Annotated in this window: 15 protein-coding genes; 7 read left to right on the top strand and 8 right to left on the bottom strand. The window is 72.9% G+C overall.

Annotated features, from left to right (window positions below):
• Positions 1-92 precede the first annotated feature (92 nt).
• Positions 93-1,844, top strand: coding sequence for a discoidin domain-containing protein (locus tag ABZ321_RS19165; protein ID WP_344502301.1), 1,752 nt, complete (start codon positions 93-95; stop codon positions 1,842-1,844).
• Positions 1,845-1,978: 134 nt separating this feature from the next.
• Here the strand turns inward: ABZ321_RS19165 and ABZ321_RS19170 are convergent, their stop codons facing one another.
• Together ABZ321_RS19170 and ABZ321_RS19175 are read right to left on the bottom strand one after the other, a co-directional pair.
• Positions 1,979-4,192, bottom strand: coding sequence for a peptidase M6 immune inhibitor A (locus ABZ321_RS19170; protein WP_344502300.1), 2,214 nt, complete (start codon positions 4,190-4,192; stop codon positions 1,979-1,981).
• Between the two features lie 184 nt (positions 4,193-4,376).
• Complete coding sequence (locus ABZ321_RS19175; protein ID WP_354892820.1) at positions 4,377-5,549, bottom strand: hypothetical protein; 1,173 nt, start codon at positions 5,547-5,549, stop codon at positions 4,377-4,379.
• Positions 5,550-5,654: 105 nt separating this feature from the next.
• On the opposite strand from ABZ321_RS19175, the gene ABZ321_RS19180 reads away from it, so the two are divergent.
• The 3 genes from ABZ321_RS19180 to ABZ321_RS19190 all read left to right on the top strand — a co-directional run bounded on the left by ABZ321_RS19180 (position 5,655) and on the right by ABZ321_RS19190 (position 7,991).
• Positions 5,655-6,356, top strand: coding sequence for a carbon-nitrogen hydrolase family protein (locus ABZ321_RS19180; protein WP_354892823.1), 702 nt, complete (start codon positions 5,655-5,657; stop codon positions 6,354-6,356).
• A gap of 77 nt (positions 6,357-6,433) precedes the next feature.
• Positions 6,434-7,120: a FadR/GntR family transcriptional regulator gene (locus ABZ321_RS19185; RefSeq protein WP_344502297.1), complete on the top strand. Its 687-nt coding sequence runs from the start codon at positions 6,434-6,436 to the stop codon at positions 7,118-7,120.
• 34 nt (positions 7,121-7,154) lie between these two features.
• Positions 7,155-7,991 carry a fumarylacetoacetate hydrolase family protein gene (locus tag ABZ321_RS19190; RefSeq protein ID WP_354892826.1) on the top strand — a complete coding sequence of 279 codons (837 nt, stop codon included), beginning with the start codon at positions 7,155-7,157 and terminating at the stop codon, positions 7,989-7,991.
• 77 nt (positions 7,992-8,068) lie between these two features.
• Here ABZ321_RS19190 and ABZ321_RS19195 read toward each other — a convergent pair whose 3' ends face one another.
• Together ABZ321_RS19195 and ABZ321_RS19200 are read right to left on the bottom strand one after the other, a co-directional pair.
• Positions 8,069-8,734 carry a response regulator transcription factor gene (locus tag ABZ321_RS19195; RefSeq protein ID WP_354892829.1) on the bottom strand — a complete coding sequence of 222 codons (666 nt, stop codon included), beginning with the start codon at positions 8,732-8,734 and terminating at the stop codon, positions 8,069-8,071.
• Positions 8,731-9,846, bottom strand: a complete 1,116-nt coding sequence (locus tag ABZ321_RS19200; RefSeq protein WP_354892831.1) for a histidine kinase — start codon at positions 9,844-9,846, stop codon at positions 8,731-8,733. The genes ABZ321_RS19195 and ABZ321_RS19200 overlap by 4 nt, the downstream gene beginning before the upstream one ends.
• A gap of 164 nt (positions 9,847-10,010) precedes the next feature.
• On the opposite strand from ABZ321_RS19200, the gene ABZ321_RS19205 reads away from it, so the two are divergent.
• Positions 10,011-10,718: a DUF4386 domain-containing protein gene (locus tag ABZ321_RS19205; protein WP_344502293.1), complete on the top strand. Its 708-nt coding sequence runs from the start codon at positions 10,011-10,013 to the stop codon at positions 10,716-10,718.
• A 35-nt stretch (positions 10,719-10,753) separates the two neighbouring features.
• On the opposite strand, the gene ABZ321_RS19210 is transcribed toward ABZ321_RS19205, so the two are convergent.
• Positions 10,754-11,590: a class I SAM-dependent methyltransferase gene (locus ABZ321_RS19210; RefSeq protein WP_354892834.1), complete on the bottom strand. Its 837-nt coding sequence runs from the start codon at positions 11,588-11,590 to the stop codon at positions 10,754-10,756.
• 82 nt (positions 11,591-11,672) lie between these two features.
• On the opposite strand from ABZ321_RS19210, the gene ABZ321_RS19215 reads away from it, so the two are divergent.
• Positions 11,673-12,410: a helix-turn-helix domain-containing protein gene (locus ABZ321_RS19215; protein WP_354892837.1), complete on the top strand. Its 738-nt coding sequence runs from the start codon at positions 11,673-11,675 to the stop codon at positions 12,408-12,410.
• A gap of 9 nt (positions 12,411-12,419) precedes the next feature.
• Complete coding sequence (locus ABZ321_RS19220) at positions 12,420-13,022, top strand: Uma2 family endonuclease (protein ID WP_354892840.1); 603 nt, start codon at positions 12,420-12,422, stop codon at positions 13,020-13,022.
• Here ABZ321_RS19220 and ABZ321_RS19225 read toward each other — a convergent pair.
• From ABZ321_RS19225 to ABZ321_RS19235, 3 genes are all read right to left on the bottom strand, one after another.
• Positions 13,000-13,353, bottom strand: coding sequence for a DUF4406 domain-containing protein (locus ABZ321_RS19225; RefSeq protein ID WP_354892843.1), 354 nt, complete (start codon positions 13,351-13,353; stop codon positions 13,000-13,002). The genes ABZ321_RS19220 and ABZ321_RS19225 overlap by 23 nt on opposite strands.
• Entirely contained in the window at positions 13,350-14,243 is an 894-nt protein-coding gene (locus tag ABZ321_RS19230) for a DeoR/GlpR family DNA-binding transcription regulator (RefSeq protein WP_354892846.1), read from the bottom strand. Before ABZ321_RS19230 ends, ABZ321_RS19225 begins: the two co-directional genes overlap by 4 nt.
• A gap of 50 nt (positions 14,244-14,293) precedes the next feature.
• Positions 14,294-14,779, bottom strand: a 486-nt coding sequence (locus ABZ321_RS19235) for a YbhN family protein (RefSeq protein ID WP_354892848.1), incomplete at its 5' end; no start/stop codon positions are given.

The following is a 14,779-nucleotide window of genomic DNA, read 5'->3' on the forward strand; positions in this document are numbered from 1 at the left end:
ACGCCCGCCAGCACCGGCAACCGCCCTCCCGGTGCATCGGCACGGCGCGGCGACGGTCCCGCACGCCCCTATCCATGCCCAGGGAGAGCACCATGCACAGACTCAAGGGCCGGCGCCTCGCCGGTCTGCTCGTGGCGACCCTGATCGCCGGGTACGCCGCCGTCACCGTCACCACGGAGGCCAGTGCCGCCGGCGCCCTGCTGTCGCAGGGCAAGCCGACCACCGCGTCGTCGACGGAGAACGCCGCGTCCGGCGCGGCCCTCGCCACCGACGGCAACACCGGCACCCGCTGGTCCAGCGCGTTCAGCGACCCGCAGTGGATCCAGGTCGACCTCGGCGCGACCGCCACGGTCGACCAGGTCGTGCTCAACTGGGAGGCCGCCTACGCCCGCTCGTTCACCATCCAGCTGTCCACCAACGGGACCACCTGGACGACCGCCTACACCACCACAACCGGCACCGGCGGGGTCCAGACCCTCGCCGTGTCGGGCAGCGCCCGCTACGTGCGGATGAACGGCACCGCCCGGGCGACGGCCTACGGCTACTCGCTGTGGGAGTTCCAGGTGTACGGCACGACCGGCGGCACCGGCTGCGGCACGGCGAACGCCGCCCAGGGCCGCCCGGCCACCGCGTCGTCGACGGAGAACGCGGCGTCGCCCGCGTCGGCCGCCTTCGACGGCAACACCGGCACCCGCTGGTCCAGCGCGTTCAGCGACCCCCAGTGGATCCAGGTCGACCTCGGCGCCACCGCCACGATCTGCCAGGTGGTGCTCAACTGGGAGGCCGCCTACGCCAGCGCGTACAGCGTCCAGGTCTCCACGAACGGCAGCACCTGGACGTCGATCTACTCCACCACCGCCGGCACCGGCGGCGTCCAGACCCTCACCGTCAACGCGAGCGGCCGGTACGTGCGGATGAACGGCACCGCCCGCGCCACCGCCTACGGCTACTCGCTGTGGGAGTTCCAGGTCCGCACGACCGGACCGGTGACCCCGACGTCGCAGCCGCCGACCTCGCAGCCGCCGGGGTCGTTCTGGGGCGACACCAGCTCCATCCCCAACCCGTCCAACGTCGTCATGGTCAAGGTGCTCAACCGCACCAACGGGCAGTACCCCGACAGTCAGGTGTACTGGAGCTTCAACGGCCAGACGCACAGCATCGCCGAGCAGCCGTACCTGGACATGCCGGCCAACTCCGCCGGCCGGATGTACTTCTACCTCGGCAGCCCGAACAGCCAGTACTACGACTTCATCGAGTTCACCGTCGGGCCGTCGGTCTTCAACGGCAACACCACCCGCGTCGACGCGTTCGGGCTGAAGCTGGCGATGCGGCTGCACGCCCGCGACGGCTACGACGTGCAGGTCGGCGAGGACCAGGCCACGTTCGCCGAGAGCCGCGCGGCGACGTTCCAGCGGTTCATCGACGAGGTGCCGGCCCAGTTCGACGTCCTGGCGCAGTCGCAGGCGCCGTACCGGATCATCGCGCCGGGCAGCGACCCGACGTTCCGCGCCGGCGGCGTCAACGCGAACTACTTCACCGCGTACGCCTCGCAGTACGGCATCAACGCCCCGACGTCGGACGTCTTCGGCTGCGCCGGGGTGCTCGCCAACGACCCGGCGAACTGCGCGGCGCTCAACCGGCACGTGCGGCAGCTGCCGCAGTCGGACTGGTCGACGCCGGGCCTGTACTACCAGGCCGCGCCGGCGAACTACTACGCCAAGTTCTGGCACGACCACGCCATCGACAAGCTGTCGTACGGGTTCCCGTACGACGACTACGCCGGCCAGTCGTCGTTCGTCTCGCACGGCAACCCGCAGTGGCTGCTGGTGGCCGTCGGCTGGTGACGCGTCACAGCAACGCTGAAGGCCGGTAGCGCCTTCTCAGCGGCGCGCGACACGCAGTACAGCAGCGGCAAACGCAACGACGGGCACCCCTCGCACGAGGCAAGGGGTGCCCGCCGTCATGGCACCCGGAGGTGTCAGGCAGCTCCGCCCGGCTGGACGACGCCGTTCACCGTGAGGGTGTACGGCGCGTACTGCTGGACCTGCTCCGTCGGCTCGTCGTAGGCGACGACCGCCACGACCTTCGGGAACAGCGACAGCAGCGCCAGCTGGATCCAGTTGAGCGTGATGCTGTTCTTACCGGTGAACTCGAACTGCCACGCGAGGTGGTTCGCCTCGTCGATGCCGACGAGCTTCACGTGCCAGTTCTTGACCTTGACCGGGGTGATCTCCGTCGGCGACTTGAACGGCGCCAGGCTGGAGCCGTCGCTCAGCAGGGTGCCGCCGAGCTTGATGTCGTCGACGAGCAGGCCGCCCTCGTTGACACCGCCGTCGCTGACGTAGCGGACGCCCAGCAGGATCGACTTGCCCGCGTACGCGGACAGGTCGAAGCTGTGCGCCTCGAAGCCGTTCGTCGTGCCGTTCAGGCCGGGGCCGAGCGGCGCGTCGACGGTCCTGTCACCGGGGATCGCGGTGTAGGTCGTGCCACCGTCGGTGGAGACCACGATGTAGCCGTAGTCGTAACCGAGCTCGGCGCCGTACTTCGCCTGGAAGGTCAGCGTCGCGTTGGAGGCGGGGACCGTCACCGGGATGACCGCGGTGGCGTCGGTGTTGTTGGCGTTGCCCGAGAACAGCACCGAGTTGCCCGGCCGGTCGGGGTCGTTGTTCACCAGCGTCCAGGCCAGCGGGACCGCCGGCAGCTGGGTCGCGCCCGTGAACTTCAAGGACCGCAGGTCCTTGCCCTTGATGGCCGTGCCGTTCTTCTGCAGCAGCACGTAGTCGGCGCCGTTGGGGGCCGCTCCGGGCACGCTGTAGCTCTGGGTGTTCGCCAGGTTCACCGAGGAGCGGACGCTCTTCGACGTGACCTTGGACTTGTCGGCGCCGAGCACGAGGCTCCAGCGCGAGTCGTCCAGGAGCTTGTCCAGCAGCACCGACGACTGGTAGTCGTGCAGCACCGTGTACGCGTCCTTGGCACCCTCGGCCTTCACGGCCGCGTCGACGCTCTTGATGCCCTGCAGGGCGCCGTCGCGGTGCAGCTTCTCGATGATGTCCTGACCGTAGTGGTCGTAGAGGTACAGCATGAACTGGTACGCGTTGCCGTAGTCGGCGAGCACACCGGCGCCGCTGCCGCCCTCACCCCAGAGGTTGAGCGAGTTCTGGGCACCACCGCAGTCACGGGGGTTGGGGTTGAAGGGTGTCTGCACCGGGCCGTAGCCCTGGAAGCAGTACAGGTGGCTGTCGCCGCCCTTGTCGTAGACCGTCTTGGTGCCGTCGACGTAGCCGGTGAGCGTCTGCGCGAAGTCCGCGAGACCCTCGTTGAGCCACGTCGTCTCGTTCGGGTCGACGTAGGACAGCAGCAGGTGCTGCCACTCGTGCGCGAACGTGCCCTCGTAGAGGGTCGGCCGGGCCGGGCGGCTGGTGCAGACGTCACTGCTCGGCGCGTCGACGGGGTTGGCGCCGGTACGGTGCTCCCAGTCGTAGGCGTCGATCGTCATGACGTTGCGGTCGAACAGTTCGTTGAACTGCGTCGAGAAGAAGCCCGCGATGTAGGTCGTGGCGGCCGGGAACGTGTAGTAGTTGTCGTCCCGGACGTTGTCGACCAGCGTGACGGTCTTCTCGCCGCCGCCGGTGTAGACGCCGCCGTTGCCGTTGGCGTCCGGTCCGAGCAGCGCGTTGCTGCCGTCCCGGTTCGGCGGCGTGCTGAAGGCGGCGGTCTCCTTCGGGTACATGTTGGTGTCGAACTCGTGGATGAAGTTCGCCACCTGCGCGTCGGTGACCGTGGTCGTGTTCGGCACCGCGTTACGGCAGTCGCCCGCCGGGAACGAGGTGTCGACCGCGACCCAGACCTCGATGTGCTCGCCGACACCGCGCAGGACGTAGTCCTTGCGGTACAGCCGGCCCTGGTAGTCGTCCGAACCCAGCCACTGACGGACCGTGCCGACCGTCGGGGTCTCCCCCGCGGCCAGCGAGCGCCGCTGCTGCGCCGGCTTCGCCATCTTCGACGTGTCGACCAGCTTGCCGTCCAACGTGAACTGGGTCCGCGTCATGTGCCGCGTGTCGGACGTCTTGCTCGCACCGGACGCCGCAGGCGCCTTGACCGGGGCCGCCGACGCCGGGGAAACCGGCAGGGCGACGAGCACCGGCGCGGCGAGGACGACGACCGCGGTCGTGACCAGGCGTTTCCGCACCATGAAGCCTCCTCAAGTCGGCCCGCAGCACCGGGCGGGGGTGACCGCGACCGGAAACCGACAGACCGAACCCGTGATGATATTGACAAGGCACACTATCGCCGCGGCATCCATCGGCAACGTTCGCATCGAATAGCGAGGGTGTCGACGAGGGATCGCGTGCATTCGGTGCGGTCAATGCACGGATTCAGCAGGCGGGTGCCGCACCGCCCGACGTCGAGGAGATGTACGCGTGGCTGACGTACTGCCCGGCGCCGACGCGGTCCCAGCGGGTCGTCGTGCCGTAGGGACCCGCGATCGACTGGCCGGTCACCCAGCACTCGATCGGCACCTGGGCGTAGGTCGCGGCGTAGCCCTTGCTCGCGAAGCTCGAGCCGGCGCCGGCGCGGATGTTCAGCGGCCCGCTGCCGATGACGCCGCGCGGCCCGCCGGCCGTCCACAGGTAGGCGACGTCGACCCACGCGTTGTTCGTCAGCTGCAGCCCGTCCCAGAAGACGCCGTCGCCGAGGTCGATGCCCGCGGGGTTGGCGACGGTGCGGCCGAACTGGTCCTTCCCGCCGTTGTAGCCGTTCTGGTACGCCGCCTGCGCCTCGGGCCGGCCCTGCGGGAGGTCCTTCCACGACTGGCGGGTCGCCGGCGGGTTCCAGTAGTCGTCGGTGGTGTTCCACGGGCCGACGTCCCAGACGGGGGCGAACTCGCACCGCGCGCCGCTGGTCGTACAGACCCGCACGGTGTAGTCGCCGGTGCCCTTCGGTGACAGGCCGCGCCGCGACGGCAGCGCCACGAAGTGGTCCCGGCTGGTGATCACGTGGCCGTTCGCGGTGGTGCCGCCGACGAGCCCTTCGCGGGTCGCGTACACCCGGTAGACGTTGCCGACGGCGGCGAGCCCGGTCGCGGCCGGCGCGCTGGAGGCCGCCAGCCGCACGGCGGTCACGGACGCCGCCCCGGTCAGGACCACCCGCACCTCGACGACCCCGACGGGCTCCTTGAGCGGGGTGCCTGCCGTCTGCCACTCGGTCCACTGGTCGCCGCGGCGGCCGCGGTACTCGACGTCCGCCGATCCGGTGACGGCGGCCGTGACCAGGTTCGCGGGCGTGGCGAGGGTGTGCGCGGCGGTGAGCAGCATGCCCTGCGCCACCGGCGCCCGCTGCCCGCCCGGCGCGGTGGACGGGTCGGCGAGCCGCAGCGCGGCGCCGGTCCAGGCGACGTTGACGTCGTCGCCGCCGACGGCGCGCAGCTCGGCGCTCCAGGTGTTCGACGGGTCCGCGGACACCTCCGGCTGCCCCGGGGTGGCGTGCGCGGGCGTGGGGACGGTCAGGAGCGCAAGGGCCGCGAGGGCGGGGAACCACCGGTTCAGCACCCTCGCAGCCAACCATCGACATCGATGAACGTCAAGATGTTGCCGGCGGGTGACCCTGGTGCGGCCGGGCCTCGGGGACGGCCGCCCACCACGTAAGATTCACGGATGCCTCTGATCGTCGCCGTCGCGCAGCCGGAGTGCGACGCCTTTGACGTGGCCGCCAACGCCGCCACCCACGCGGCGGTGGTCCACGCGGCGGGCGCGCGGGTCGTCGTCTTCCCCGAGCTGTCACTGACGGGCTATGAGCTCGACGCCGACGTGGTGCCGGTGGACCACCCCGCCCTGTCCCCGCTCCTTGACGCCTGCCAGGACACGGGCACGCTCGCCCTGGCCGGCGCGCCGGTCGACGGCGCCGGCGGCCCGCACATCGCGGTCCTGGCCGTGGACGGCGTCGCCGGCACGGTCACCGTCGCCTACCGCAAGGTGCACCTGGGCACCTCCGAGCAGCGCCGGTTCCGGCCCGCCGAGGGTCCCGCCGTCGTCACCGTCGACGGGTACCGGCTGGGCCTCGCCGTCTGCAAGGACACCTCGGTCCCGGAGCACCAGGCGCGCACCGCCGCCCTCGGCATCGACGTGTACGCCGCCGCCATGTGCATGTCCGCCGACGAGCTCGCCGAGCAGGACTGCCGGGGCGCCCGCATCGCCAAGGCGCACGGAGTGTGGGTCGCGCTCGCCAGCTTCGCCGGCCCGACCGGCGACGGCTACGCCGACACCGCCGGCCACTCGACGATCTGGTCCCCGGACGGCACCGTGGTCGCCCGGACCGGCGCCGACCCCGGCACGTTCGCCGTCGCCACCCTGCCGTAGCGGCTCGCCGGTCCGCCTCACCGCCCACCCCGTGCCCACCCCGTGCCCACCTCAGAGCCTGCCGTAGCGTGGGCGGGGTGAGCGGCGCGGAGTTCGCGAAGGTGGAGCGCACCTCGGCGGCGGCGGGGGCGGTGCGCACCATCCAGCAGATGATCGTCGACGGGCGGCTCGCGCCGGGGCAGCGGCTGCCGCCGGAGCGCGAGCTCAGCGAGCTGCTCGGGATCAGCCGGCCGACGCTGCGCGAGACGATCCGGGCGCTCGTCGGGCTCAACATCCTGGAGAGCCGGCACGGCGCGGGCACGTTCGTCGCGGGGCTGTCCACGGCGGCGCTGCTGGAGCCGATGCGCTTCGTGATGGCGCTCAACGAGCGCACCGTGGAGGAGCTGTTCGAGGCGCGCCTGCTGCTCGAGCCGGCCCTGGCCGCGCTCGCCGCCCAGCGGGCCACCGGCGAGCAGGTCGCGGCCATGCGGGCGGCGATCCTCGGCGAGGACCAGGTCGAGGCCGACGTGCGGCTGCACCGGCTGATCGCCGGCGCGTCGGGCAACGCGCTGCTCGCCGCGATGCTGGAGTCCCTGTCCGGGCTCGGCCGGTCGAGCCGGTCCATGACGTCGGGGCGGCCCGGCGTCCACGAGCGGACGGCCGGGGACCACGAGGCCATCGTCGCGGCCGTGGAGGCGCGCGACCCCGACGCCGCGCGCCGGGCCATGACGGCGCACCTGGAGCGGATCGCGACCGTAGCCCGCGAAGGGCATGGATTGGCTTGACCACTTGGCCACTTCGCTCGTACCGTGGCAGCCCATGAGACTTGCCCGGCTTGGACCCTCCGGTGCCGAACGACCCGTGGTGCTCGACGCCGAGGGCCGCGCGCGGAGCCTCGAGGGGCTGACCGCCGACATCGACGGCGGGTTCCTCGCCGCTGACGGGATCGCCCGCGTCCGCGACGCCCTCGACACCCTGCCCGTGCTCCCCGAGCAGGACCTCCGCCGGGGCGCGCCGGTCGCCCGCCCCGGCAAGGTCGTCTGCATCGGGCTCAACTACCGCGCGCACGCCGCGGAGTCCGGCGCCGAGCCGCCCGCCGAGCCGGTCGTGTTCATGAAGGCGGCCGACACGGTCGTCGGCCCCGACGACGACGTGCGCATCCCGCGCAACAGCGTCAAGACCGACTACGAGGTCGAGCTCGCGGTCGTCATCGGCCGCGAGGCGCGCTACCTCGACAGCCCCGCCGACGCCGCCGCGCACATCGCCGGCTACGCCATCAGCAACGACGTCTCCGAGCGCGAGTTCCAGCTGGAGCGCGGCGGCCAGTGGGACAAGGGCAAGTCGTGCGAGACGTTCAACCCGCTTGGCCCCTGGCTCGTGCCCGCCGACGGCCTGACGGTACCCGAGCTGCGCCTGCGGTCGTGGGTCAACGGCGAGCCCCGCCAGGACGAGCTCGCCGGCGACATGATCTTCGACGTGCCGCACCTCGTCTGGTACCTGAGCCAGTTCATGGTGCTGCGCCCCGGCGACGTCGTGAACACCGGCACGCCGGCCGGGGTGGCGATGGGCCTGCCCGGCCAGCCGTACCTGCGCGCCGGCGACGTGATGGAGCTGGAGATCGACGGCCTGGGCCGCCAGCGCCAGCGCCTCGTCTAGCCCTCCATCGACGGCCCGGGCCGGCGGCGCCGGCGCCTCGTCCAGCCCTTCTCCGCGGGCCCGGCCCGGGAACCGCCTCAGTCGAGCCAGCCGGGGCGGACCAGGCCCGCCTCGTAGGCGAAGACCACGAGCTGCGCACGGTCGCGCGCGCCGAGCTTCACCATCGCGCGCGACACGTGGGTCTTGGCGGTCGCCGGGCTCACCGTCAACCGGGCGGCGATCTCGTCGTTGGACAGGCCCTGACCGGCCAGCGCGACGACCTCCCGCTCCCGGTCGGTGAGCTCGGCCAGCCGCCGCGGCGACGCCGGGCCGGCGGTGCGGGCCGCGAACCGCTCGATGACCCGGCGGGTCACGCCCGGCGAGAGCAGCCCGTCACCGGCCGCGACGACGCGCACACCCCGGACCAGCTCGGCCAGGTCGGTGTGCTTCACCAGGAACCCGGCCGCGCCGGACCGCAGGGCCTCGGCAACGTACTCGTCCAGCTCGAACGTGGTGAGCACGAGGATGCGCACCATGGAGAGCGCCGGGTCCGCGACGATCTGCCGGGTCGCCGCGAGGCCGTCGACGCCCGGCATCCGGATGTCCATGAGCACCACGTCGGGGCGGGTCTGGCGGGCCAGGCGCACCGCGTGCGCGCCGTCGCCCGCCTCACCGACGACCTCGATGTCCGGCTCCGCGTCGAGCAGCGCCCGGAACCCGACCCGGACCAGGGTCTGGTCGTCGGCGAGCACCACCCGGATCATGCCGCCTCCAGGGGAAGGCTCGCCTGGACCCGCCAGCCGCCCTCCGGGGCGGGCCCAGCGCTCAGCGTGCCGCCGAGCGTGGCGGCCCGCTCCCGCATACCCGTGATCCCGTTGCCGGGCCGCACCGGGGTGTGGGCCGGCGCCGCGCCGCCGCCGTCGTCGTCGACCCGGATGACCAGAGCGGCCGGCTCGTACCCGAGCGTGACGGTCGCGGCGGCGCCGGGACCGGCGTGGCGGCGGACGTTCGTCAGCGCCTCCTGCACGATGCGGTACGCCGCCCGGTCGGTGCGCGCGGGCAGCGCCCGGACCTCACCGTCCACGACGGTACGCACCGGCAGGCCGGCATCGGCGGTGAGCCCGTCGAGGCGGTCCAGCCCCGGCGCCGGCGCGCGGGGGGCCGCCTGACCGTCCGGGTAGAGCGAGTCCAGGACCGACTGCACCTCGCCCAGCGCCTCCGCGCTGGCCTGACGGATCGTGTCGAGCGCGCTGCGGGCCTGCTCCGGCTCGCGGTCCATCAGGTGCAGCCCGACGCCCGCCCGCACGTTGATCAGGGACAGGTGGTGGCCGAGCACGTCATGCAGCTCGGCGGCGATGCGCAGGCGCGCCTCACTGGCCTGCCGGCGCTCCCGCTCCTCGGCGAGGCGCCGCCGCTCGCGGACCGCCCGGACGACCGGCCGGGCGGCCAGCGTCGCGGCCTCGGCGGCCAGGCTCAGTCCGGCAACGGCGGCCGCGCCGGCAAGCAACCGGTCCGCCGCCCCGGGGCCGAGGACCGCCCAGACGGCGTACGCGCCCGGCGCGGCCGCCCAGACCAGGATCCGGTGACCTGCCGCGAGCGCCGCCGACGCGGCGAACACCGGCGCCAGGAGCGTCACCCCGACCGGCGGCCACAGCACGTGGTACGCCACGGCGAACGCGACCACGACGACGAAGTTGCGCCGGGGGAAGCGGTGCCGGTCGGCCAGCGCGAACCCGCCGAGGACCAGCAGGGTGTAGCCGGCGGGCCCGGGCCGGCCCTGGGCGAGCAGGGCCGTGCCGAGCACCTGCACGGCCGCGGTGAACAGTGCCAGGCCGGGCGCGGACCGCCGCGCCGGACCCTGGCTCTTCAGGGTCATGCGAGCACTGTAGGGCAGCCCGGGCATCCAGCACCGTCTCCGTCCGGAGGTCTTCGGCTACTCCGTACGGCGTAGCCGGGCGGCGGCGTACGACGGTGGGCGCAGCCCGGACACCGCCGCTGGACCGACGCGACCCCCGCGCCCGCACGGACACCCTGTCGGGCATGACTGACACCGTTGAGACGACTGAGACGATCTGGCCCGTCGACACCGCGCAGCGGCGCGCCGCGCGGGTCATCGGGGCCCTGTACCTCGTGCTGATGGCGGCCGGCGTGTTCGCCCAGATCTACGTGCCGGGCACGTTCCCCGGCGCGGACGACACCGCCCAGCGTTTCCTCGACCACGAGCGGCTGCTGCGGGTCGGTGCCGCCGTGGACCTGCTCTGCGACGTCGGCGACGCGGCGCTGGCCGTGGCGTACTTCGTGCTGCTGCGCAAGGTCAGCTGGCCGCTGGCGGCGCTGGGCGCGTTCTGGCGGTTGGCGCAGGTGGCGGTGCTCGCCGCGTACACGTTGACGAACACCGTCGTGCTCCAGCTCGTCAGCGGCGCCGACGAGGTGCGGGCGCTCGACCCGGACCAGGCGGCGGCGCTGGCCTGGGTGGCCACCAGCGCCCACACCGTCGGGTACAGCATCGGCCTGGTCTTCCTCGGCCTCGGCTCGACGGTCTTCGCCTATCTGCTGTACCGGTCGCGGTACGTGCCGCGGTGGCTGGCCGGGCTCGGCGTCGTGGCGTCCGCGCTGCTCGCCACGGGCAGCCTCGTCACGATCGCGTTCCCGGAGGCGACCGCGGTCGTCAACCCCGCCCTGTACGCGCCGATGTTCGTCTTCGAGATGACCACCGGCGTCCTGCTCCTGGTCCGCGGCGTGCGCTGAGCCGCCCCCGGGGGTCGTCTCGATCCGGACAGGGGCTACTCGCCCGCCGCCGCAGTGCGGGCGGTGACCAGCAGGTACTCCCACTCCATCGCGCCGCCGCCGAGGTCGTGGCGCCGGGCCAGGTCCAGCAGGGCCTCGTCCAGCGCCGCGAGCGCCGCCGGGTCGCCGGAGTTCGCGGCGTAGACGGCGATCGTCGGGCCGTACGTGCGCTTGAAGAACTCCAGGAACGCCTCCGCGGTCGGGAACACGGTCACGGGCAGCATCCGCCGCTGTGCCACGACGTCGGTGACCCGGTCGCCGAACAGGGCACGGACGTGGGCCTCGTCGCCCCACAGCGGCGGCGGCTGGGCGCCGGGCGGCGGGGGCGGCGCGTAGGGCTTCATCGTCGCGAACATCTGCCCGATGAAGCCCTGTGGCGTCCAGTTGATCAGCCCGATCGTCCCGCCCGGCCGCAGCACGCGGACGATCTCGTCGGCGCACACCTGGTGGTGCGGGGCGAACATGACCCCGACGCACGACATCACGGCGTCGAACGCGCCCGCCGCGAACGGCAGCGCCTCCGCGTCGGCGGCCTGCCATTCGAGGGTGACGCCGTGCCGGCCGGCCAGCTCCTCGCCGGTCTCCAGCAGCTCGGGGGTGAGGTCGGTGGCGACCACGTCGGCGCCGGCCCGCGCGGCCGGGATCGCCGCGTTGCCCGAACCCGCGGCCACATCGAGAATCCGCTGCCCCGGCCCGGCGGCCACGGCCTCGGACAGGACGGGCCCGAGCGCCGGGATGACGTCCGCGGCGACCGCCGCGTAGTCGCCCGTCGCCCACATCGCCCGGTGCTTGCTCTTCAACGCCTGGTCGGCGGTCATGTCTGTGATCTGCATGTCTTCGACCGTAGGAATCGCCGCCGGGGCGTCACCAGTACAGGATCTGTACTAGTCGCCGAGCCGACATTACGGTGCGCACATGGGAGCGTCGTACTACCAGTTCTGCCCGGTGGCCAAGACCATGGAGCTGCTCGACGAGCGCTGGACCCTGCTCGTCGTCCGCGAGCTCGTCGGCGGCGACCGGCACTTCAACGACCTGCGCCGCGGGCTGCCCCGCATGTCCCCGACGCTGCTGTCGAAGCGCCTCCAGCACCTGGTCGCCGCCGGCATCGCCGAACGCCGCAAGTCAGGCGTCGAGGTCCGCTACCGCCTCACCCCCGCGGGCCAGGAGCTCGCCCCGATCGTCGCCGCGCTCGGCGAGTGGGGCATCCGCTGGATCGGCCACCTCGGCGACCAGGACCTCGACCCGAAGATCCTGCTGTGGGACATGCACCGCCGGGTCGACCACGACGCCCTCCCCTCCGGCCGGACCGTCATCCAGTTCGAGTTCCCGGCCGTCGCCGCCTCCCTGCGCAACTGGTGGCTCGTGCTCACCCCCACCGAAGCGGACGTGTGCGACGCCGACCCCGGCTTCGACGTGGCCGTGCACGTGACCGCCGACCTGCGCAGCATGGTCGAGGTCTGGCTCGGCGACCTGGACTGGTCCGACGCCCTGCGCTCCGGCGCCGTCACCATCCAGGGCCCGCCCGACCTGCGCCGCGACGTGCCCGCCTGGTTCAAGCTCATCTCCTTCGCCGCCGTCCCCCGCCTGGAGCGCCCCGCCCGCCCCGTGGGCCTCCCCGCCGCACCGCTCACTCCCGAGGAACTGTCGGCATAAGATGATATGATGACGATACTCTCGGAAGAGGAGTTCCTCGCACTCGATCCGACCCTGGGCCGGGTGGAGCTCCTCGACGGAAGGTTGGTGACGGGCCCCTTGCTGAGCAACAGTCACCAGCGGGTGTCTTCACTGCTGGCGAGCGCGCTCGACGGTCCGGCCGAGGCAGCCGGCCTGCTCGCGCTGAAGGGAGTGAACGTCCGGCTGCGCCCCGGCCGGATCGTCATCCCCGATGTGATCGTGGCGGACCCGGCTGACGATGACGAGCAGGTGCTGGAGGCCTGGCAGCTGACCCTTGTCGCCGAGGTCGTGGCACGTGACAACGCCCAGTCGGACCTCGTGGTCAAGATGCGGTGCTACGCGGAGGCGGGCATCGCCTGGTATCTCCTCGTCGAGCAGGAGCCGCCGGGCGCGGTGACGCTCAGGCTGCACCGGCTCGACGGCGGCCGCTATGTCGAGGGCGCGAAGGCGGGACCGGGCGAGGCGCTCACGCTGACCGAGCCCTTGGCGGTCACCCTCGACCCCGCTGCCCTGTTGCCGTGGGGTCGGGGGCGAGCGGTCCGGCTCGGGCCGGCCCAGCGGTCGGGGGTCATGCCGCGGGGACCTCGGTGATGGTGGTGTAGACGGGTTTGCCCTCGGTGCGGGCCTGGGCGACCATCTCGTCGGCGCCGGTGGAGGGGCCGCCGATGCGCAGGACGGCGTCGCAGTGGGTGAGGAGGCGGGCGGAGATCGGGTGGAAGATCTCGTCGAAGACGGGGTCGCCGACGATGGCGGAGCCCGCGCGCTCGATGAGGGGCAGGGCCAGGGCCTCGCCGGTGACCGGGAGGTGGCCGGCGCGGAAGAGGGTGACGGCGGCGTCGTTCATGGCGTCGACGTTGGCCTGGAGCTTGGTGGGGTCGTCGCCGGTGCCCGAGCGGTACGGGCCGGCTACCAGGATCATCATGACGGGAACTCCTCAGGGTTGTCGGTGGTGACGACGTCGACGCCGGCCGCCCGCAGCGCTGCGAGCGTCTCGGCCGCGGCATCCGTCGCGGCGGCGTCAGATGTGGCGTTGCCAGAAGAACCGCCTGCCCCGATGGCGCTGCTGGAAGCGGCGACCGGTGAGGGTGCGGTGGACGTGACGAAGATGTCGGCGGCGGAGAGGGGGGCGACCCGGGCGAACGCCTGGACGCCCAGCTTGCTGGCGTCGGCGGCCACGACGGTCCGGCCGGCGCGGCGCAGGGCGGCGCGCTTCACGGCGGCGTCGTCCAGGTCGAACTCGGACCAGCCCAGGTCGTGATGGACCGCGCCGATCGACATGATGAACGTGTCGAAGCGCAACTGGTCCAGGGCGCTCAGGGCGAGCGGGCCGACCAGGCTGCGCTCCCCCGCGCGGGACTCGCCGCCCAGGATGAGCAGCCTGATGCCGGGCTGGTCGGCCAGCCGCACCGCCGCCTGCAGGCTGAGCACCGCCACCGTCAACGGCCCCGCGGGGGAAGGGGCGGCGCCGAAGCGGGCGGCCAGGGCGGCGGCCACCGCGGCGGTCGTGGTGCCGGCGTCGAGCAGGACGGTGCCGCCGGGGGCGATCAGGTCGGCGGTGGCCGCGGCGAGGCGGGCCTTCGTCGCCGACCGCCACTGTGCGCGGACGTCGAAGCCCGCCTCGTCCGCCGGGACGTCCAGGGCGACGGCGCCGCCGCGGACCCGGCGGACCAGGCCCTGCTCCTGCAGCTGGTCGAGGTCGCGGCGGACGGTCATCTCCGAGACGCCGAGGCGGGTGGCGAGCTCGGCCAGGGTCAGCCGGCCACTGCCGCGGACGAGGCGCAGGGTGAGGTCGAGTCGATCCGGTGCGGGCACGGCACCGAATCTAACAGGACGTTGTGAAGTTTGAAAGATCTGTGTGAGGTTTACGCGACCGGGGTCGGCTGGCGCGGGGCCTTGGACGGCTCCGGCGCCGGGCGGCGGCGGAGGACGGCGTACGTGAGAGCGCCGAGCGGGATGATGATCCAGCAGGACAGCAGCCGGTAGACGAGCATCGCGGCGGCGGCCGGGCCGTGCGGCGCGCCCGCCGAGACCAGGCCGGCCATCAGGGCGACCTCCACCACGCCGATGCCGCCGGGGCTGATCGGCACCTGCCGGACCAGCTGCACCGTCAGGTACACCGTGGCCAGCGCGACCACGCTGACGTCGATGCCGAACGCGGCGGCCGTCGCGGCCAGGCAGGCGAAGTCCAGGCCCCAGTTGACGGTGGCATGCACCAGCGACACCACCCAGGAGCGAGGCGGCAGGCGGCGCAGGTCGGCGACGGTGCGCGCGACCGCCGCCCTGGATGGTGACGGCGCCGGAGCGCAGGGCGTCGGACCAGTCCAGGTCGCCGAGCCAGACCTCGACCA

The sequence above is a fragment of the Dactylosporangium sp. NPDC006015 genome, assembly GCF_040614215.1.
Classification (GTDB): Bacteria; Actinomycetota; Actinomycetes; order Mycobacteriales; family Micromonosporaceae; genus Dactylosporangium; species Dactylosporangium maewongense.

Excerpts from the sequence above, each read along its gene's own strand:
- ABZ321_RS19165 (WP_344502301.1), top strand. The coding sequence starts at position 93 with ATGCACAGACTCAAGGGCCGGCGCCTCGCCGGTCTGCTCGTGGCGACC.
- ABZ321_RS19170 (WP_344502300.1), bottom strand. The coding sequence starts at position 4,192 with ATGGTGCGGAAACGCCTGGTCACGACCGCGGTCGTCGTCCTCGCCGCG.
- ABZ321_RS19180 (WP_354892823.1), top strand. The coding sequence starts at position 5,655 with ATGCCTCTGATCGTCGCCGTCGCGCAGCCGGAGTGCGACGCCTTTGAC.
- ABZ321_RS19190 (WP_354892826.1), top strand. The coding sequence starts at position 7,155 with ATGAGACTTGCCCGGCTTGGACCCTCCGGTGCCGAACGACCCGTGGTG.
- ABZ321_RS19195 (WP_354892829.1), bottom strand. The coding sequence starts at position 8,734 with ATGATCCGGGTGGTGCTCGCCGACGACCAGACCCTGGTCCGGGTCGGG.
- ABZ321_RS19200 (WP_354892831.1), bottom strand. The coding sequence starts at position 9,846 with ATGACCCTGAAGAGCCAGGGTCCGGCGCGGCGGTCCGCGCCCGGCCTG.
- ABZ321_RS19205 (WP_344502293.1), top strand. The coding sequence starts at position 10,011 with ATGACTGACACCGTTGAGACGACTGAGACGATCTGGCCCGTCGACACC.
- ABZ321_RS19210 (WP_354892834.1), bottom strand. The coding sequence starts at position 11,590 with ATGCAGATCACAGACATGACCGCCGACCAGGCGTTGAAGAGCAAGCAC.
- ABZ321_RS19215 (WP_354892837.1), top strand. The coding sequence starts at position 11,673 with ATGGGAGCGTCGTACTACCAGTTCTGCCCGGTGGCCAAGACCATGGAG.
- ABZ321_RS19220 (WP_354892840.1), top strand. The coding sequence starts at position 12,420 with ATGACGATACTCTCGGAAGAGGAGTTCCTCGCACTCGATCCGACCCTG.
- ABZ321_RS19225 (WP_354892843.1), bottom strand. The coding sequence starts at position 13,353 with ATGATGATCCTGGTAGCCGGCCCGTACCGCTCGGGCACCGGCGACGAC.